Here is a 19,705-nt window from a genome sequence, read left to right on the forward strand (position 1 = left end):
CCCTGTGTTCACCGGGGAGTTCGGGCCGCGTGTGTGACAAATGAGTGACATGCGGGCGTACAACCAGTGAAGCCCGGCCCGAGTCGCACTCCACGGAGGCGGCGCGCACCCGCGCCGCCTCCGGACGACTCGAAAGGCATCCGCATGTCCCGAGCACGACGCAGAACCCGTTCCGCCCGGCTCACCGCGCCCCTGGCCGCCGCGGTGCTGCTGGCCGGCGGAGTCGGCACCTGGGCCCTGACCGGAGCCTCGGCCCAGGCCGCCACCACCGGGTCGGCGGACGCCCGGGACGACTTCAACGGGGACGGCTACGCGGACCTGGTCGTCGGCGCCCCGAACGCCACGGTGTCGGGCAAGGCCAAGGCCGGCTATGTGGCCGTCATGTACGGCTCCCCCAGCGGACTCTCCGCCGCGAAGAAGAAGCTGATCAGCCGGTCCACCAGCGGGGTCCCGGGCTCCGCCACCGCGAACCAGTACTTCGGCGCGACCTTCGACAAGGGCGACCTGGACGGCGACGGCCTCACCGACCTGGTGATCGCGGGCGGCAAGGCGGGCTCCGTCGTCCTGTGGGGTTCCACGTCCGGTCTGACCGGCGGTACGGCGATCGCCGGGTACGGGGCCGCCCCGCAGGCCGGCGACTTCGACGGGGACGGCACCTTGGACCTCGCACTGTTCGCCACCCAGGATGTCGAGGGCGACGACCCCCCGAGCGGGGCGGCCACCGTGTGGAAGGGCCCGGTCTCGCGTGCGGGTAAGCCGACCGCCACGCTTCCCGTCCTGAACAAGTCCCTGTGGTGGGGCTACCAGGCCGACGACGCCACCTGCGCCACCAACGGCGGCTGCGAGGAGGACGCCGACTCGATCAGCGGTCCCATCCAGTCCAGCACGGCCGGTGACATCAACCACGACGGCAAGGACGACATCGTCCAGTGGATCTACACCGGTGACGGCACCTGGGGCAACCGGGTGCTGTACGGCGGCGGCGGCACGGGCTTCACCGGCGGCTGGGTACCCGGAGACGGCGTGGGCCTCGACACGGGCACCGGCATCGGGGACGTGAACGGTGACGGGTTCGACGACGTGGTGGTCGGCGCCGACGGCTGGCACACCAAGGTGCAGGTCGCGCTCGGTTCCGCGGCCGGTCTGTCCGAGTCCCGGGTGCAGACCCTCGACCAGGACCTGCCCGGCTTCCCCGGAGTCGAGGAGGAGGGCGACGACCTCGGCACCTCGGTCTCGGTCGCCGACGTCACGGGCGACGGATACGCCGACATCGCGCTGGGCATTGCCGGTGAGGACGTCAGCGGTGTCGTCGACGCCGGCTCGGTCGCCCTGGTCCACGGGAGCCCCTCCGGCGTCACGGGCACCGGAACGCAGGTCTTCCACCAGGACACCGCCGGCGTGCCCGGTGTCGCCGAGGAGGACGACCGGTTCGGCGTGAGCACCGCCCTCCTGGACGTCGACGGCAACGGCCACCGCGACCTCGCGGCCGGCTCCTCGGCCGAGAACGCGGCCAACGGCGCGGTCTGGGTCCTGCGCGGCACCGCGACGGGCCTCACCACCACGTCCGCCCTCGCCTTCGGCCCGAAGACGGTCTCCGCCCCCTACACGAAGGCCCGCTTCGGCTCGTTCCTGCGCTGACCTGCCGGAACCGAGAAAGCGCCGGGAAGCGGGTGCCCCCCGCTTCCCGGCGCTTGCCGATTCCCGCCCGCGTACGGGCCGTTCAGTCCAGGTGCGTCGGCGCGAACATCCGCAGGACGGCCGGGAGCAGGACCACCGAAGGACCGGGCGTCGCGAGCGCCTTGGCGAGATCCGCTTCGAGCGTCTCGGGCGTCGTACGGATGCCGGGCACGCCGAACGACTCGGCGAGCGCGACGTAGTCGGGGCGGGTCAGCTCCGTGGCGGTGGCCTGCCCGAAGGTGTCCGTCATGTACTCGCGCAGGATGCCGTAGCCGCCGTCGTCGACGATCAGCCAGGTGACGTTCAGGTCGGACTGCCTGGCGGTGGCCAGTTCGGCGATGGAGTACAGCGCGCCGCCGTCACCGGAGACGGCGAGGACCGGGCGGCTCGGGTCGGCCGCCGCGGCGCCCAGTGCCGCCGGGAAGCCGTAGCCGAGGCCGCCCGCGCCCTGCGCCGAGTGCATGGTGTTCGGGTGGCGGGCGTCGAAGGCGGACCAGGCCCAGTAGGCCAGGATCGTCATGTCCCAGAAGGACGGGGAGTCGTCCGGCAGGGCCCGGCGCACGGACGTCAACACGTCCTGTTCCAGGGTGAGTTCCTGGGCGGCGATACGCGCGCGGACCCGGTCGAGGACGGTGCGTACGCGGTCACCGGCCGTGGCGTCCTCGCGTGCTTCCACCGTCTCCAGGAGCGCCGACAGCGCGAGCCGGGCGTCCGCGTGGATGCCGAGCGCCGGGTGGTTGGACTCCAGTTTGCCGAGGTCCGCCTCGATCTGGACGACCCGGCCGCGCGGCTTGAACGTGTGGTAGTTGGAGGAGAGTTCACCCAGGCCCGAGCCGACGACGAGGAGAACGTCGGCGTCCTCCAGGAAGTCCGTCGTGTGCCGGTCCTCCAGCCAGGACTGGAGGGAGAGCGGGTGCTCCCAGGGGAAGGCGCCCTTGCCGCCGAAGGTGGTGACCACGGGCGCGTTCAGCTTCTCGGCGAGCAGGCGCAGCTTTCCGGACGCGTCCGACCGTACGACACCACCGCCCGCGATGATCGCGGGGCGCTCGGCGCGGGAGAGCAGGTCGGCCGCCACCGCCGTCAGTTCGGGGCGCGGGACGACGTCCTCCGGTGTGGCGTCCATCGCGGTCACCACGGGCAGGTCGGTGCCGGCCAGCAGCACGTCCTGCGGGATCTCCACCCAGACCGGGCCGTGCGGGGCGGTCAGCGCCGACTCCCAGGCAGCCGCGATGGCCGACGGGATCTGCGAGGGCGTACGCACGGTGTGCACGGACTTCACCACGCCACGGAACGAGGCCTGCTGGTCCGGGAGTTCGTGCAGATAGCCGTGGCGGCCGCCGCCGAGTCCGGCGGTCGGGATCTGGCTGCTGATCGCGAGCACGGGCGCCGAGGCGGCGGCCGCTTCCTGGAGTGCGGCCAGCGAGGTCAGGGCGCCGGGGCCGGTGGACAGGAGCAGCGGTGCCACCTCGCCGGTGATCCGGCCGTACGCGTCGGCCGCGAACCCGGCGTTGTTCTCGACGCGCAGTCCGACGTACCGCAGCGAGGAGCGGCGCAGGGCGTCGAACATGCCAAGCGCGTGCTGGCCGGGCAGTCCGAAGACCGTCGTCGCACCGAGACCGGTGAGGGTCTCCACGACCAGGTCTCCGCCGTTGCGGCCGGGCGGCGGGTTCAGCGCGGCCTCCGTCTGCGCCGCCGTGGGGCGGAGCACCAGGTCGTGGTCGTGAGTCACTTGGTCCGGGCCTCCGCGATCTGACGGGACATGATGGTGGTGAGCTCGTACGCCGTGTGGGAGGCGGCGACGGCGGTGATCTCGGCATGATCGTAGGCGGGCGCGACCTCGACGACGTCCGCGGAGACCAGGTTGCAGGAGGACAGTCCCCGCAGGATCTCCAGGAGTTCGCGGGAGGTCATGCCGCCCGCCTCCGGCGTCCCGGTGCCGGGCGCGTGCGCCGGGTCGAGGCAGTCGATGTCGATGGAGATGTAGAGCGGGCGCTTGCCGATGCGCTGGCGCAGCTGGTCGGCGACCTCGTCGGCGCCGCGGCGGTAGATGTCCGCCGAGGTGACGATGCCGAAGCCCATCTTCTCGTCGTCGGTGAGGTCCTGCTTGCCGTAGAGCGGGCCGCGGGTGCCGACGTGGGAGAGGGCGGAGGTGTCGAGGATGCCCTCCTCGACGGCGCGGCGGAACGGGGTGCCGTGGGTGTACTCGGCGCCGAAGTAGGTGTCCCAGGTGTCGAGGTGCGCGTCGAAGTGGAGCAGCGCGACCGGGCCGTGCTTCTTGGCGACGGAGCGCAGCAGCGGCAGCGCGATGGTGTGGTCGCCGCCGAGGGTCATCAGCCGGGCGCCGGTGCCGAGCAGCTCGTCGGCGGCCGCCTCGACGGTCTCCACGGCCTCGTTGATGTTGAACGGGTTGGCGGCGATGTCACCGGCGTCCGCGACCTGCGCGAGGGCGAAGGGGGAGGCGTCCTGCGCCGGGTTGTAGGGGCGCAGCAGCCGGGACGCCTCGCGGATCGCGTTGCCGCCGAAGCGGGCGCCCGGCCGGTACGAGACACCGGAGTCGAACGGCACACCGACCACGGCGACATCGGCGGAGCCGACCTCGTCGAGGCGCGGCAGCCGGGCGAAGGTCGCGGGGCCCGCGTACCGCGGGATGCGGGACGAGTCGACGGGACCGCGGGGCGTCTCGTTGCTGCTCATGATGAAATGCCTTCTTTCCTACGCTTCGTCGCGTATGTACAACTGATACGACTCTACTGGTGAGCCGGGACCGGCTCGGACAAGGGTTCGGTGCCGCGGCCGGCCAGCCGCTCCCGCCAGGCGGCCAGCACCTCGGGCTCGGTCGGCGTGGTCGCCAGCGAGACGACCACGTAGACGGCCAGCGAGGAGAGCAGCCCGTAGTAGATGGGCTCGTTCGCGAGGATGCCGAACGTGGCCATCAGGCCGATGACCGCGAGACCGCCGACCACGACGGCGGCGAGGGCGCCCTGAGCGGTGCCGCGCTTCCACAGCAGACCGCCGAGGATCGGTACGAGCAGCCCGCCGACGAGCAGGTTGTACGCGACGGTCAGCGCCTCGACGACGTTGTTGAGAGCGATCGCGGTACAGATCACCCCGACACCCATGATCAGGATGAAGGCACGGTTGCCCCTGACCTCGTCGTGCTCCTCGTCGGCGTTGCGGGTGACGGCTCCGCGCAGCCGCGACCAGATGTCGTTGTTGGCGACGGTGGCGCAGGCGATCAGCGCGCCGGAGGACGTCGACATCACGGCCGCCAGCGCCGCCGCGAGCACCAACCCCCTTACGCCGACCGGGAGTTCGTCCTTGACGATGGTCGCGAAGGCGTCGTCGGGGCTGCCCAGCTTCGGGTAGAGCACCTTGGCCGCCGTACCGATGACGGCGCCGGCGCCGGCGTACACCAGGCAGTACGTGCCGGCGACGGTGCCGCCCCACTTGGCCGTGGTGTCGCTGCGCGCGGTGAACACGCGCTGCCAGATGTCCTGGCCGATCAGCATGCCGAAGGTGTAGATGAGCACGTAGGTGAAGATCGTCTCGCCGCCGATGCCGAGCGGGTCGAAGTACTCGGTGGGCAGCGTGGCCTTCATCTCGCTGAACCCGCCGGCCTTCACCACGGCGATGGGCAGCAGAAGCAGCAGCACACCGATGGTCTTCACCACGAACTGGACCATGTCCGTGAGCGTGATGGACCACATGCCGCCGAGGGTCGAGTAGGCGACGACGATCGAGCCGCCGAGGATGATCGCCAGCGTCCGGTTCATGTCGAAGAGGACGTCGAAGATCGTGGCGTACGCGATGGTCGAGGTCACCGCGAGCATGAGGGTGTACGCCCACATGACCACGCCCGAGATCAGGCCGGCCCGGCCGCCGTACCGCAGGTCGAGCATCTCGGAGACGGTGTAGACCTTGAGGCGGGCGATGCGGGCGGAGAAGAAGACGGAGAGGGCGAGCAGGCCGAGGCCGATGGTGAACACCATCCAGGCGCCGGAGAGCCCGTACTTGTAGCCGAGCCCGACGCCGCCGATGGTGGACGCTCCGCCGAGCACGATGGCGGCCATGGTGCCGGAGTACATGACAGGGCCGAGCCTGCGGCCCGCGACGAGGAAGTCGCTCTTCGACTTGGCGCGGCGCATGCCCCACCAGCCCATGGCCAGCATGCCGGCCAGATAGACGACGATCACTGTGTAGTCGACGGCCATGGGGCCCTCCTTCGCGCACTCTCGGTGGCGTGTCGTGCAATGGGGACGCGGCCGGTACGGATGCCCGGCCGGGAGACCGGCAGCGGATCGCGGGGACATACGCCCGTACCCGCGGCTGCCGACGGGACTGACCCTAGGTGGCCGGAAAGCGACTCTGAAGTGTACGTTTCATCCACTGTCGCCTTGCCGGATGGAGGGAACGTCCACCGTGCCGGACACTTCCGCCCCACCTGTCCCACCCACCCCACCGGTCCCGCTCACCGCCCTGCTGGCCCGGGACGACCTGGCCCTGCGGCAGATCGCCGGTCCGGCGGATCAGGACACGGTGATCCACTGGGCGCACACCTCGGAGATGGCGGACCCGTATCCGTATCTCCTCGGCGGTGAGCTGCTGCTGACCGCCGGGGTGCACGTCCCGGAGGCGGCGGGCTCGGGCGGCTACTTCGACGACTACGTCTCCCGGATCGTGGCGGCGGGCGGCGCGGCCCTCGGCTTCGGTCTGGCCCCGGTGCACGACACGGTCCCCCGCGCCCTGGTCGCGGCCTGCGACGCGTACGGGCTCCCCCTCCTGGAGGTGCCGCCCCAGACGACCTTCTCGGGTGTGGCCCGCGCGGTGTGGCAGCTCATGGCCCAGGCCCGGCTGGCGGAGCTGCGCCGGGTCACCGAGGCCCAGCAGAGCCTGGCCGCGGCGGCGGCCAGGGCGGATCCGGTGCCGGCGGTGCTGCGGCAGCTCGCCCAGCGGGTGGGCGGCTGGACGGTCCTGTACGGCCCGGACGGCGCGGAGCTGGCGCGCGGCGGCCGGACGCCCGAGACGGGCGTCGTCCCGGCACTGGCCGAACTGGCCGCCGTCGTACGCCCGGGCACGGCCCACGGTCCGACGCCGTCCTCCGCCAGCGACACCGTGGGCGGCAGCCATCTCGCCGCCTACGCGCTCGGCGCCGGACGGGGTTTCGTGCTCGGGGTCTCGACGCCGCGCCGCGACACCGGGGACCACACCATCGCCTCCGTGGCGGCCGTCCTGCTGTCGCTGCTCACCGGGGAGCAGCAGAGCGGGAGCGGGGCCGCCCGGTCGGCGGCGCTCGTACGGCTGCTGCTGGGGGCCTCGCCGGAGGCGGTCGCGCCGCTGCTGGGCGGTGACCGGTGGACGGTGGTGCACGCCCGGCCCGCCGGTGACGGCCCCGCGCCGGACGCCGTCGCCGCCTCAGCGCTGGGCGCGGCCCTGGGCTCCGCGCTCGTCGACGTGAGCGGCGACGTCGTACGGGTCCTCGTCCCCGGCGAGGACGAACCCGCCGCGCAGCCGGGCTGGACCTGCGGGGTGAGCGCCCCCGTCGGCCCCGACGAGTGGGCGGCCGCCGACACCCGGGCCGCCCGCGCCCTGGCCCGCGCCCGCGCCACCCGTACGGCGCTGGTGCGCCACGGCGAGCGGCCCGCACTCGCGGACCTCGTCCCGCCGTCCGACGCCCGGACGCACGCCCGTGCGCTCCTCGCCCCCGTCGCGGGCACCCCCGCCCTCACCGAGACGCTGCGCACCTGGCTCTCCCTGCACGGGAGTTGGGACCGTACGGCGGTGGCGCTGTCCGTGCACCGCAACACCGTGCGTCAACGCATCGCGCGATGCTCGGCGTTGCTCGCGGTGGACCTCGACGACCCCGACGTACGGATGGAGTTGTGGTTCGCGCTGCGCCACGAGTGAGCGCGGCGAAAGGCGCCCCCGGGTCCGGCCGGCCCCGGCGCTGCGAGTGACCCCCGTCCCAGCGTTCGGGACATCGGAGACTCCCACCGGGCCGGACCGGCAGAATAAGGACCATGCCGATATCCGGGACCCCCAGCCGCGCCGAGCTCGTCGACCACCTCGTACGGACGCGTATCGCGGGCGACGTCGCCACGCCCCGCGAGAACAACCTCTCCCACTACCGCAAGCTCGCGAACGGCGACCGCAACTTCTGGCTGGGTCTGGAGCTCGGCGACCGTTGGAGCGACGAGCAGGACGTGCTCGCGGTGATGGCGGAGCGGTGCGGCGTGAACGACGACCCGGAGTACCGCTACGGACAGGACACCATCGACCCCGACCTGACCGTCGACGCCCTGGAGCGGATGGCGGCCCGGCTGCGCAAGGCGGCCGCCGGCGGGCAGCGGGTCCTCTTCGCCACCGGCCATCCCGGCGGGCTGCTCGACGTGCATCGCGCCACCGCCGCCGCGCTGCGGGCCGCCGGGTGCGAGATCGTCGTCATCCCGGAGGGGCTGCAGACGGACGAGGGGTACGTCTTCCAGTTCGCGGACGTGGCGGTGCTGGAGCACGGGGCGACGCTCTGGCACACCCACTCGGGGGAGCCGATGCGGGCGATCCTCACCGGGCTCGAGCGGGCTGGGCGGCCGCTGCCCGACCTCGTCGTCGCCGACCACGGCTGGGCCGGCTGTGCCGGCCAACTCGGCGTCGACTCCATGGGATACGCCGACTCCAACGACCCCGCGCTCTTCCTCGCCGAGGCCGAGGGGACCCTCCAGGTCACGATCCCCCTCGACGACCACGTGACCAGTCCCCGGCACTACGACCCGATGACCGCGTACCTCTTGTCCGAGGCGGGCCTGTCCTGAGCAGAGTTTTTCAGCCCGTCCGGCGATTGAGGACGAGCGCGTCAGCGCGATACGGGGGTCTGGGGGCGGAGCCCCCAGGTGCGGGACGGGTAGGGGCGGCGGGGGCGAGAACCCCGTAGGGACAACCACCCGTCCCCGCCCCCGGGACAGCTCACGGCCACGGGTTCAAGCCCTCCGCCCGCCGCTGGGCGTACCCGGGCGTCGGGTCGAGGTACACCCGGCTCACCGCCGGAAACGCCTCGCGCAACCGCGCCTCCGCCTGCTCACAGGCCCACTCGATCTCCGCGGCAGTCGACACGTCCCGGAAGTCGACCTTGGCGGCGACGAGAGCCTCCCGCGGCCCCTGCACCAGGGTGATCAGCTCGAGCACCGCCTCGACATGCGGCACATCGAGCAGCTCGTCCCGGATCCGCTCCCGCATCGGCCGGGGCAACGGCCGCCCGATCAACAGCTGCGCGTTGGACCGCCCGAGCACCCAGGCGACGTACAGCAGCAGCACCCCGATGCACAGGGACGCGGCACCGTCCCAGACCCCGGATCCGGTGAGCTGCCCGCCAAGCAGTCCCCCCGCGGCGAGGACGAGGCCGACCAGCGCGGCCGAGTCCTCCATGACGACGGCCTTCACGGCGGTGTCGGGGGTGTGCCGGAGGTAGAGCTTGACGGACGCCCCGAAGCGATCGGCCTCGCCCCGGGCCTGCCGCACCCCGGTGCGCAGGGAGTACCCCTCCAGCACGAAGGCGAGCGCCAGCACGATGTACGACACCAGCGGGTCGCCGAGCTCCTCGCCCGCGACGAGGGTGTGGATACCGTCGTAGAGGGAGAACACCGCGCCGCCGACGAAGGTGGCGACGGCCGCGAGCATCGCCCAGATGTACCGCTCCGGCCCGTAGCCGAGCGGATGTTCCTCGTCCGCCGGCTTCTCGCTGCGCTTCAGCGCGGTGAGCAGCAGCACCTCGGTGATGGTGTCGGCGACCGAGTGCGCTGCCTCGGAGAGCATCGCGCTGGAGCCGCTGATGACACCGGCGACGGCCTTGGCGAGGGCGATGCCGAGATTGGCGACGGCGGCGACGATCACCGTGAAAGTGCTCTCGCCACCGCCGCCGACGTCGCCGTCTTTGTCCTGTTCCGTTTCCACGTCCGCTTCGGCCATGCCCCAGTCTTACCGCGGGATGCGGACCACGCCCTCCTGGATGACCGAAATGGCGAGCCGCCCGTCCTGTGTGTAGATACGGGCCTGGCCGAGACCGCGGCCGCCGAACGCGGACGGCGACTCCTGGTCGTACAGGAGCCATTCGTCGGCGCGGAACGGCCGGTGGAACCACATCGCGTGGTCGAGCGAGGCCCCGACGACGTCCCCGATCGCCCAGCCGCCGCGCCCGTGCGCGAGCAGCACGGAGTCGAGGAGCGTCATGTCGGAGACGTAGGTCGCCAGACAGACGTGCAGCAGCGGTTCGTCGATGGCGCCGCCGAGCTTGCCGTTCGTGCGGAACCACACCTGGGAGCGCGGCTCGCGGGCCTCGCCGACGCTGCCGAAGGGCGGGGCGTCGACGTACCGCAGATCGACGGCCTCGCGCGCCTCCAGCAGACGCTCCACGACGCCCGGTTCCGTGATGACGTCCGCGTACCGCGGGAGCATCTCGGCCGCGGTCGGCAGGGTCTCCGGGTCCGGTGCGGCCGGCATGGCGGCCTGGTGGTCCATGCCCTCCTCGTACGTCTGGAAGGACGCGGAGAGATGGAAGATCGGCTGCCCGTGCTGGACGGCGACGACCCGGCGGGTGGTGAAGGAGCGGCCGTCGCGGATCCGGTCGACGGTGTAGACGATGGGCGCGCCCGGGTCGCCGGCGCGCAGGAAGTACGCGTGCAGGGAGTGGGCGAGCCGGTCCTCCGGGACCGTACGGCCGGCGGCGACCAGTGCCTGCGCCGCCACCTGCCCGCCGAAGACGCGCGGGACGACGGCGGACCGTGACTGGCCGCGGAAGATGTCCTGCTCGATCCGCTCGAGGTCGAGCAGATCGAGCAGGGACTCAAGTGCCTGACTCATGGGTCAGTTGTACCGTGAACTTTTTTCGTGGGCCTTACAGCCCCATGTCCTTGGCGATGATCGACTTCATGATCTCGCTCGTGCCGCCGTAGATGCGGTTGACGCGGTTGTCCGCGTACAGCCGGGCGATCGGGTACTCGTTCATGAAGCCGTAGCCGCCGTGCAGCTGGAGGCAGCGGTCGATGACGCGGTGCGCGACCTCGGTGCAGAACAGCTTGGCGCTCGCGGCCTCGGCCGGGGTCAGCTCGCCCGCGTCCAGGGCCTCCAGGGTGCGGTCGGCGACGGCCTGCGCGGCGTCCACCTCGGCCTGGCAGGCGGCCAGCTCGAACTTGGTGTTCTGGAAGGCGGCGACCGGCTTGCCGAAGACGGTCCGCTCCTGGACGTACTGCTTGGCGAACCGGACGGCGGCGGCGGCCTGCGCGTAGGCGCCGAAGGCGATGCCCCAGCGCTCGGAGGCGAGGTTGAGGCCGAGGTAGGAGAAGCCCTTGTTCTCCTCGCCCAGCAGGTCCTCGACCGGCACCTGCACGTCGACGAACGCCAGCTCGGCGGTGTCGGAGACCTTCAGGCCGAGCTTGTCCAGCTTGCGGCCGACGGAGTAGCCCTCGGACTTGGTGTCGACGGCGAACAGCGATATGCCGAAGCGGCGGTCGTCCTCGCGCGGCGCGGAGGTGCGGGCGCAGACGATCACACGGTCGGCGTGCACACCGCCGGTGATGAAGGTCTTGGCGCCGTTGAGGACGTAGTGCGTGCCGTCCTCGGAGAGCTTCGCGGTGGTCTTCATGCCCGCGAGGTCGGAGCCGGTGCCCGGCTCGGTCATCGCGAGGGCCCACATCTCCTCACCGGAGACGAACTTCGGCAGCCACTTCTTCTTCTGCTCGTCGTTGGCGAGCATCTTGATGTAGGGCAGGCCGAGCAGCACGTGCACACCGGAGCCGCCGAAGGAGACACCCGCGCGGGCGGTCTCCTCGTACATCACGGCCTCGAACTTGTACGAGTCGATGCCGGCGCCGCCGTGCTCCTCGTCGACGCGGATGCCGAAGACGCCCAGCTCGGCGAGCTTGTAGTAGAAGTCGCGCGGCGCCTGGCCCGCGGCGAACCACTCGTCGTAGACGGGAACGACCTCGGCCTCGATGAAGGCCCGCAGAGTCTCCCGGAACGCCTCGTGATCCTCGTTGAACACCGTACGGCGCACCGCCGGCCCCTCTCTGCGCCTGAACCGGCGCCGCTCTCGCGGATGTGGTTGCTCGCCGTGCGGGTTCCTCAATTGCTGGTTGCGGTCCCGTGGCTAAGCGCTTGCTCAGATCAAAGGTACCGGTGAGTACGGAGACCGTCCAGGGGAGCACCCCCGTAACGCTCGTCACGCCCGCGACCCCGTCGGATCGCCGGGGGCCGCTCAGTCGACCGCGGCCGTGCCGGCCGCCGCGAACGCCCCGCGGGCCATCCGGTGCAGGAGGGACGCCGTGCCGGTGCGGCCCGGGAGGGCACCCGGGCGGCCGAGGTGCGGGGTGGAGTTGAGGAGCCCGAAGACCGAGTGCACGGACGATCTGGCGGCGGGCTCTCCCAGGTCCGGATAGACCTCCCGGACGACCTCCACCCACAGCTCGACGTACTGCCGCTGGAGCTGCCGTACGAGCTTGCGGTCGGTGTCCCGGAGGCGGTCCAGCTCGCGGTCGTGCAGGGTGATCAGCGGGCGGTCGTCGAGCGCGAAGTCGATGTGCCCCTCGATGAGCGAGTCGAGGAGCGTCTCCGCGTCCCCGTCGGCCTCCGCCACGCGGCGCTTGCCGCCGGTGAGCAGCTGGCCGCTGATCCCCACCAGCAGCTCGGCGAGCATCGCGTCCTTGCCCGGGAAGTGCCGGTACAGACCGGGGCCGCTGATGCCGACCGCCGCTCCTATCTCGTCCACTCCGACGCCGTGGAAACCACGCTCGGCGAAGAGCCGGGCGGCTTCCTTGAGGATCTGCTCGCGACGGGTGGGGGCGTCGGTTCTGGTGGCCATGAAAGCAATTCTAGACAGGGAGGTTAGCGCTCGTTAACCTGGAGGAAATGCGTTAACGCTCATTAACAAAGTGAGGGGACCGCGGGATGCACGAGGCACCGGAGCTGACGAGCGCGGCAGACCCCGCGTCGGAGGCCTGGCGAGCCAACGAGGCGGCGCACCACGCCCTGGGCGAGGAGCTGCGCGCCAAGCTGGCCGCGGCCCGGCTCGGCGGCGGTGAGCGGGCCCGCGCCCGGCACACCGCGCGCGGCAAGCTGCTGCCGCGCGAGCGCGTGGACACGCTGCTCGACCCGGGCTCGCCCTTCCTGGAGCTGGCCCCGCTGGCGGCCGACGGGATGTACGAGGGACAGGCACCGGCGGCGGGAGTGATCGCCGGGATCGGGCGCGTCAGCGGGCGCGAGTGCGTGATCGTCGCCAATGACGCGACGGTCAAGGGCGGCACGTACTACCCGATGACGGTCAAGAAGCACCTGCGCGCCCAGGAGGTGGCGCTGGAGAACCGGCTCCCCTGTGTGTACCTGGTGGACTCCGGCGGCGCCTTCCTGCCCCTGCAGGACGAGGTCTTCCCCGACCGCGACCACTTCGGCCGGATCTTCTACAACCAGGCGCGGATGTCGGGCGCCGGCATCCCGCAGATCGCGGCCGTGCTCGGCTCCTGCACGGCGGGCGGCGCCTATGTGCCCGCGATGAGCGACGAGGCCGTGATCGTGCGCAATCAGGGCACGATCTTCCTCGGCGGCCCGCCCCTGGTGAAGGCCGCCACGGGCGAGGTCGTGACGGCCGAGGAGCTGGGCGGCGGCGAGGTCCACGCGCGCGTGTCGGGTGTCACCGACCACCTCGCGGAGGACGACGCGCACGCGCTGCGGATCGTCCGGAACATCGCGGCCACCCTCCCCGCGCGCGGGCAGCTGCCCTGGTCGGTGTCGGAGCCCGTCGAGCCCAAGGTGGACCCGTTCGGGCTGTACGGCGCGGTGCCGGTCGACTCCCGCACCCCCTATGACGTGCGCGAGGTCATCGCGCGCGTGGTCGACGGCTCGCGCTTCGCCGAGTTCAAGGCCGAGTTCGGGCAGACCCTCGTCACCGGCTTCGCACGGATCCACGGCCACCCGGTGGGGATCGTCGCCAACAACGGCATCCTGTTCTCCGAGTCCGCCCAGAAGGGCGCCCACTTCATCGAGCTGTGCGACCAGCGCGGCATCCCGCTGGTCTTCCTGCAGAACATCTCCGGGTTCATGGTCGGCCGGCAGTACGAGGCCGGGGGCATCGCCAAGCACGGTGCCAAGATGGTCACGGCCGTGGCCTGCACGCGCGTGCCGAAGCTGACGGTCGTCATCGGCGGTTCGTACGGCGCGGGCAACTACTCGATGTGCGGCCGGGCGTACTCGCCGCGCTTCCTGTGGATGTGGCCGGGCGCCAAGATCTCCGTGATGGGCGGCGAGCAGGCCGCGTCCGTCCTCGCGACCGTCAAGCGCGACCAGCTGGAGGCGCGCGGCGAGTCCTGGCCCGCCGAGGACGAGGAGTCCTTCAAGGCCCCGATCCGCAGCCGGTACGAGCAGCAGGGCAACGCCTACTACGCGACGGCCCGGCTCTGGGACGACGGCGTGATCGACCCGCTGGAGACCCGGCAGGTGCTGGGTCTTGCCCTGACCGCCTGCGCCAACGCGCCACTGCCGCCCAAGGCCGACGGCTTCGGCGTCTTCCGGATGTGAGGGGACCCCTGACGATGTTCGACACGGTACTTGTGGCCAACCGCGGTGAGATCGCCGTCCGCGTGATCCGCACGCTGCGCTCGCTGGGCGTGCGCTCGGTGGCCGTCTTCTCCGACGCGGACGCCGACGCCCGGCATGTGCGCGAGGCGGACACGGCGGTCCGCATCGGTCCGGCGCCGGCCACCGAGAGCTATCTGTCGGCGGAGCGGCTCATCGAGGCCGCCGCGCGCTCCGGCGCACAGGCGGTCCACCCGGGCTACGGCTTCCTCGCGGAGAACGCCGCGTTCGCGCGTGCCTGCGCCGAGGCGGGGCTGGTCTTCATCGGCCCGCCCGCCGAGGCGATCGCCCTCATGGGCGACAAGATCCGCGCCAAGGAGACGGTGCAGAAGGCCGGCGTCCCGGTGGTCCCCGGCTCGTCCGGCAGCGGGCTCACCGACGCGCAACTCGCCGACGCGGCACGGGAGATCGGCATGCCGGTGCTCCTGAAGCCGTCGGCCGGCGGCGGCGGCAAGGGCATGCGGCTGGTGCGCGAGGCCGCCCTGCTCGCCGACGAGATCGCCGCCGCCCGGCGCGAGGCCCGCGCCTCCTTCGGCGACGACACGCTCCTCGTGGAGCGCTGGATCGACCGCCCCCGGCACATCGAGATCCAGGTCCTGGCCGACGGCCACGGAAACGTCGTGCATCTGGGCGAGCGCGAGTGCTCGCTCCAGCGGCGCCACCAGAAGATCATCGAGGAGGCGCCGAGCGTGCTCCTGGACGACAGCACCCGCGCCGCGATGGGCGAGGCGGCCGTCCAGGCGGCCCGCTCCTGCGGTTACCGGGGCGCGGGCACGGTCGAGTTCATCGTCCCCGGCAGCGACCCGTCGTCGTACTACTTCATGGAGATGAACACCCGTCTCCAGGTGGAGCATCCGGTGACCGAGCTGATCACCGGCCTCGACCTGGTCGCGTGGCAGCTGCGGGTGGCCGCCGGCGAGCAACTCCCGTACGGGCAGGACGACATCACCCTCGCCGGGCACGCGGTGGAGGCCCGCATCTGCGCCGAGGACCCCTCCCGCGGCTTCCTCCCGTCCGGCGGCACGGTGGTCGCACTGCGCGAGCCGCAGGGCGACGGTGTCCGCACCGACTCGGGCCTGAGCGAGGGCACGGAGGTCGGCAGCCTCTACGACCCGATGCTGTCCAAGGTCATCGCGTACGGCCCCGACCGCGCGACGGCACTGCGCAGGCTCCGGGCGGCGCTGGCCGAGACGGTCACGCTGGGCGTGCAGACCAACGCCGGCTTCCTGCGCCGGCTGCTCGCCCATCCGGCGGTGGTGGCGGGCGACCTGGACACCGGGCTCGTGGAGCGGGAGGCGGACTCCCTGGTGCCGGGTGAGGTGCCGGACGAGGTGTACGAGGCCGCCGCTGCCGTACGGCTCGACGCGCTGGCTCCTCGGGGCAGTGGCTGGACCGACCCGTTCTCCGTGCCGAGCGGGTGGCGGCTCGGCGGCGAACCGGAGCCGGTGCGCTTCGCCCTGCGGGTGCCGGGATTCGAACCCGTCACGCACTCCCCGCGCGGCTCCCACGCGGTCACCGCCGACCGGGTCTCCGTGACCCTCGACGGCGTACGGCACACGTTCCATCGCGCCGGTGACTGGATCGGCCGGGACGGCGACGCGTGGCAGGTGCGCGACCACGACCCGGTGGCCGCCTCCCTCACCGGCGCCGCGCGCAGCGGTGCCGACTCCCTCACCGCCCCGATGCCCGGCACGGTGACCGTCGTGAAGGTCGCCGTCGGCGATGAAGTGACCGCCGGTCAGAGCCTGTTGGTGGTCGAGGCGATGAAGATGGAGCACGTCGTCTCCGCACCGCACGCCGGCACCGTCAGCGAGCTGGACGTCACACCGGGCACGACCGTCGCCATGGACCAGGTCCTGGCGGTCATCACACCGGCGGAGGCGGAGCCCACCCCGGACGACGCGGCGGACGCCACCCCGGCGGGGACCGGCCCCGTCCCGGCGGACGCGGCAGTCACCCCGGCGCAGACCCAACCCGCCCCGGCGGACGCGCCCGTGGGACCCGTCGGAGAGGAGCAGCAGGCATGACCATCCCCGAACCGGCCCTCCCCATGGTCGTACCCGCCGAGGGCCTGCCCGCGCGGGTGCGGATCCACGAGGTCGGCGCCCGCGACGGACTGCAGAACGAGAAGGCGACCGTGCCGACGGAGGTCAAGGCGGAGTTCGTCCGGCGCCTCGCCGACGCGGGCCTGACCACCATCGAGGCCACCAGCTTCGTGCACCCCAAGTGGGTGCCCCAACTGGCCGACGCGGAGCAGCTGTTCCCGCTCGTCCGGGACCTGCCGGGCGTCCACCTGCCCGTCCTGGTGCCGAACGACCGCGGGCTCGACCGGGCCCTCGCGCTCGGCGCCGACCGCATCGCCGTCTTCGCCAGCGCCACCGAGTCCTTCGCGAAGGCCAACCTGAACAGGACGGTCGACGAGGCACTCGCCATGTTCGCGCCCGTGGTCGAGAAGGCGCGGGCGGCGAACCTCCACGTCCGCGGCTATCTGTCCATGTGCTTCGGCGACCCCTGGGAGGGCGCGGTGCCGGTGCCCCAGGTCGTCCGCGTCTGCCGGGCACTGCTCGACCTGGGCTGCGACGAGCTGAGCCTCGGCGACACCATCGGGGTGGCGACACCCGGGCACGTCCAGGCGCTCCTCGCCGCGCTGAACGAACAGCACATCCCCACCAGCGCCCTCGGCGTGCACTTCCACGACACGTACGGCCAGGCGCTCTCCAACACGCTGGCCGCGCTCCAGCACGGCGTGACGACCGTCGACGCCTCCGCGGGCGGCCTCGGCGGCTGCCCGTACGCCAAGTCCGCCACCGGCAATCTCGCCACCGAAGACCTCGTGTGGATGCTCCAGGGCCTCGGTATCGACACCGGGGTCGACCTCGGCCGTCTCACCGCCACCAGCGTGTGGATGGCCGGCCGACTGGGCCGACCCAGCCCGTCCCGCACCGTCAAAGCGCTCGGTGGAACAACACAGCCCCACAAGGAGTGATCCCATGTCCCTGGACCACCGCCTCTCCCCCGAACTGGAAGAACTCCGGCGCACGGTCGAGGCGTTCGCGCACGACGTCGTGGCGCCGAAGATCGGCGACTTCTACGAGCGGCACGAGTTCCCGTACGAGATCGTCCGGGAGATGGGCCGCATGGGGCTCTTCGGACTGCCCTTTCCCGAGGAGTACGGCGGGATGGGCGGCGACTATCTCGCCCTCGGCATCGCCCTGGAGGAGCTGGCGCGCGTCGACTCCTCCGTCGCCATCACCCTGGAGGCGGGCGTCTCGCTCGGCGCGATGCCCCTGTATCTCTTCGGGACCGACGCGCAGAAGGCCGAGTGGCTCCCCCGGCTCTGTTCCGGCGAGATGCTCGGCGCCTTCGGGCTGACCGAGCCGGACGGCGGTTCCGACGCGGGCGCGACGCGCACCACCGCCCGCCTCGACCCGGCGACGAACGAGTGGGTGATCAACGGCACCAAGTGCTTCATCACCAACTCGGGCACCGACATCACCGCTCTGGTGACGGTCACCGCGGTCACCGGCCGCAAGGAGGACGGGCGTCCGGAGATCTCCGCGATCATCGTGCCGTCCGGCACCCCCGGCTTCACGGTCGCGGCGCCCTACTCGAAGGTCGGCTGGAACGCCTCGGACACCCGTGAGCTGTCCTTCGCCGACGTGCGCGTACCGGCGGCGAACCTGCTCGGCGAGGAGGGCCGCGGTTACGCGCAGTTCCTGCGGATCCTCGACGAGGGCCGGATCGCCATCTCGGCGCTGGCCACCGGCCTCGCCCAGGGCTGCGTGGACGAGTCGGTGAAGTACGCCAAGGAACGGCACGCGTTCGGGCGGAACATCGGGGCGAACCAGGCGATCCAGTTCAAGATCGCCGACATGGAGATGAAGGCGCACACGGCCCGGCTCACCTGGCGCGACGCGGCGTCCCGTCTGATCACCGGTGAGCCGTTCAAGAAGCAGGCCGCGCTCGCCAAGCTCTACTCGTCGACGGTGGCGGTCGACAACGCCCGCGACGCCACCCAGATCCACGGGGGCTACGGCTTCATGAACGAGTACCCGGTGGCCCGGATGTGGCGCGACTCCAAGATCCTGGAGATCGGCGAGGGCACGAGCGAGGTGCAACGCATGCTGATCGCCCGGGAGCTGGGGCTCGTGGGCTGACGACGGCGGGCACGGAGCGCACCCGCCGGGCCGGCCGTCACCGGGCACACCCGCTGCCCCAGGCCGGAGGGCTGCCGCGGGGGCGACCTACCCCCTGGACAGAAACTGAGGTTAGGCTAACCTACCTTCGAACTTGTCCGGCGGGCGCTCCGCCCCGTGCCGAAAGCAGTCACACTCATGTCCAAGGCCCGTTCCACCCACCTCACCCGCCGCGGCGTCCTCGCCGCGGGCGGCGCCCTCGGTCTCGGCGCCGCGCTCGCCGCCTGCGGCGACGAAGACGCGAAAAGCGGTGGAACGGGCAGCACCTCGGGGGCCGCGAAGTCCGGCCCCTGGTCGTTCAAGGACGACCGCGGCAAGACCGCCAAGGCCGACAGGGTCCCGGCGAACATCGTCGCCTTCACCGGTGTCGCCGCCGCCCTCTTCGACTACGGCATCGAGGTCAAGGGCGTCTTCGGCCCGACGAGGACCAAGGACGGCAAGGCCGATGTCCAGGCCGGCGACATGGACATCAGCAAGCTGACGATCCTCGGCAACGAGTGGGGCCAGTTCAACATCGAGAAGTACGCGGCCCTCGCGCCCGACGTCCTGATCTCCACGATGTTCGACGCCAAGGGCACCCTCTGGTACGTCCCCGAGGAGTCCGCGGACACGATCCTCAAGGTCGGTGCGCCGAGCGTCGGCATCTCCGTCTACGACCGCCAGCTGACCGAGCCGCTGCAGCGCCTGCTCGCGCTCGCCGGGTCGCTGGGCGCGGACGTGCAGGCGGACCGGGTCACCAAGGCCAAGAAGCGCTTCGAGGACGCGGCCGCCCGACTGCGCGCGGCCGCCAAGGCCAACCCCGACATCAAGGTGCTCATCGGCTCCGCGAGCCAGGACATCTTCTACGTCTCCGGCTCCAACCTCTCCGTGGACCTGGAGTACTTCAAGGCGCTCGGCGTGAACATCGTCGAGCCGCCGGCCAAGACCCTCGCGGCGAGCGGCGGCTGGTTCGAGAACCTGAGCTGGGAGAACGTCGACAAGTACGACGCGGACCTCATCATGATGGACAACCGCACCTCGACCATCCAGCCCGCCGACATCACCAAGGCGACCTGGAAGAAGCTCCCGGCCGTCAAGGCGGGCCAGGTCATCCCGCGCGTCACCGAGCCGATCTTCTCGTACGACAAGTGCGCCCCGATCCTCGACGACCTCGCCACCGCCATCGAGAAGGCCAAGAAGGTCAGCTGACCCCTCACCCGGGAGGGTCGGCACCGACCCTCCCG

At 71.8% G+C, this 19,705-nt stretch carries 14 protein-coding genes and 1 pseudogene; 8 read left to right on the forward strand and 7 right to left on the reverse strand.

The annotated features are described in order from the left end of the window. The first annotated feature begins 144 nt into the window (after positions 1–144). The gene (locus tag ACFWM2_RS26290; protein WP_383284653.1) at positions 145–1,638 is read left to right on the forward strand and encodes an FG-GAP-like repeat-containing protein; all 1,494 of its coding nucleotides are present in this window, start codon (positions 145–147) and stop codon (positions 1,636–1,638) included. Between the two features lie 82 nt (positions 1,639–1,720). On the opposite strand, the gene ACFWM2_RS26295 is transcribed toward ACFWM2_RS26290, so the two are convergent. From ACFWM2_RS26295 to ACFWM2_RS26305, 3 genes are read right to left on the reverse strand one after another with little or no spacing between them, the layout of a single operon-like run. Then, positions 1,721–3,406, reverse strand: coding sequence for a thiamine pyrophosphate-binding protein (locus tag ACFWM2_RS26295; RefSeq protein ID WP_383284655.1), 1,686 nt, complete (start codon positions 3,404–3,406; stop codon positions 1,721–1,723). Continuing rightward, a complete protein-coding gene (gene speB, locus ACFWM2_RS26300; protein WP_383284658.1) occupies positions 3,403–4,371 on the reverse strand; it encodes an agmatinase in 969 nt (322 codons plus the stop codon). Before speB ends, ACFWM2_RS26295 begins: the two co-directional genes overlap by 4 nt. A gap of 53 nt (positions 4,372–4,424) precedes the next feature. Beyond that, entirely contained in the window at positions 4,425–5,888 is a 1,464-nt protein-coding gene (locus tag ACFWM2_RS26305; RefSeq protein WP_383284661.1) for a sodium:solute symporter, read from the reverse strand. A 190-nt stretch (positions 5,889–6,078) separates the two neighbouring features. Between ACFWM2_RS26305 and ACFWM2_RS26310 the strand changes: the two genes are divergently transcribed. Both ACFWM2_RS26310 and ACFWM2_RS26315 read left to right on the forward strand, forming a co-directional pair. Continuing rightward, positions 6,079–7,581 (forward strand): PucR family transcriptional regulator ligand-binding domain-containing protein, encoded by a 1,503-nt coding sequence (locus ACFWM2_RS26310; protein WP_383284664.1) that lies wholly within the window; start codon positions 6,079–6,081, stop codon positions 7,579–7,581. A 113-nt stretch (positions 7,582–7,694) separates the two neighbouring features. Next, positions 7,695–8,483 (forward strand): phosphatase, encoded by a 789-nt coding sequence (locus tag ACFWM2_RS26315; protein ID WP_383284669.1) that lies wholly within the window; start codon positions 7,695–7,697, stop codon positions 8,481–8,483. A 151-nt stretch (positions 8,484–8,634) separates the two neighbouring features. Here ACFWM2_RS26315 and ACFWM2_RS26320 read toward each other — a convergent pair whose 3' ends face one another. From ACFWM2_RS26320 to ACFWM2_RS26335, 4 genes are all read right to left on the reverse strand, one after another. Continuing rightward, positions 8,635–9,633, reverse strand: a complete 999-nt coding sequence (locus ACFWM2_RS26320; protein ID WP_383284672.1) for a cation diffusion facilitator family transporter — start codon at positions 9,631–9,633, stop codon at positions 8,635–8,637. A 9-nt stretch (positions 9,634–9,642) separates the two neighbouring features. Further along, positions 9,643–10,524: an acyl-CoA thioesterase gene (locus ACFWM2_RS26325; protein ID WP_383284675.1), complete on the reverse strand. Its 882-nt coding sequence runs from the start codon at positions 10,522–10,524 to the stop codon at positions 9,643–9,645. A gap of 34 nt (positions 10,525–10,558) precedes the next feature. After that, positions 10,559–11,716 (reverse strand): acyl-CoA dehydrogenase family protein, encoded by a 1,158-nt coding sequence (locus tag ACFWM2_RS26330; RefSeq protein ID WP_383284678.1) that lies wholly within the window; start codon positions 11,714–11,716, stop codon positions 10,559–10,561. A gap of 201 nt (positions 11,717–11,917) precedes the next feature. Next, a complete protein-coding gene (locus ACFWM2_RS26335) occupies positions 11,918–12,520 on the reverse strand; it encodes a TetR/AcrR family transcriptional regulator (protein ID WP_383284681.1) in 603 nt (200 codons plus the stop codon). 86 nt (positions 12,521–12,606) lie between these two features. On the opposite strand from ACFWM2_RS26335, the gene ACFWM2_RS26340 reads away from it, so the two are divergent. The 5 genes and pseudogenes from ACFWM2_RS26340 to ACFWM2_RS26360 all read left to right on the forward strand — a co-directional run bounded on the left by ACFWM2_RS26340 (position 12,607) and on the right by ACFWM2_RS26360 (position 19,670). Then, positions 12,607–14,229 (forward strand): carboxyl transferase domain-containing protein, encoded by a 1,623-nt coding sequence (locus ACFWM2_RS26340; RefSeq protein WP_383284684.1) that lies wholly within the window; start codon positions 12,607–12,609, stop codon positions 14,227–14,229. Between the two features lie 14 nt (positions 14,230–14,243). Further along, positions 14,244–16,167: pseudogene (locus ACFWM2_RS26345) on the forward strand (acetyl-CoA carboxylase biotin carboxylase subunit); the annotation flags it as partial. Between the two features lie 142 nt (positions 16,168–16,309). Next, entirely contained in the window at positions 16,310–17,272 is a 963-nt protein-coding gene (locus ACFWM2_RS26350) for a hydroxymethylglutaryl-CoA lyase (protein ID WP_383284687.1), read from the forward strand. A gap of 10 nt (positions 17,273–17,282) precedes the next feature. Continuing rightward, positions 17,283–18,443 (forward strand): acyl-CoA dehydrogenase family protein, encoded by a 1,161-nt coding sequence (locus tag ACFWM2_RS26355; RefSeq protein ID WP_383285344.1) that lies wholly within the window; start codon positions 17,283–17,285, stop codon positions 18,441–18,443. Positions 18,444–18,620: 177 nt separating this feature from the next. Continuing rightward, positions 18,621–19,670: an ABC transporter substrate-binding protein gene (locus ACFWM2_RS26360; RefSeq protein WP_383284690.1), complete on the forward strand. Its 1,050-nt coding sequence runs from the start codon at positions 18,621–18,623 to the stop codon at positions 19,668–19,670. The last annotated feature ends 35 nt before the right edge of the window (positions 19,671–19,705 follow it).

It is taken from the genome of Streptomyces sp. NPDC058371, assembly GCF_042723265.1.
Lineage (GTDB): Bacteria > Actinomycetota > Actinomycetes > Streptomycetales > Streptomycetaceae > Streptomyces.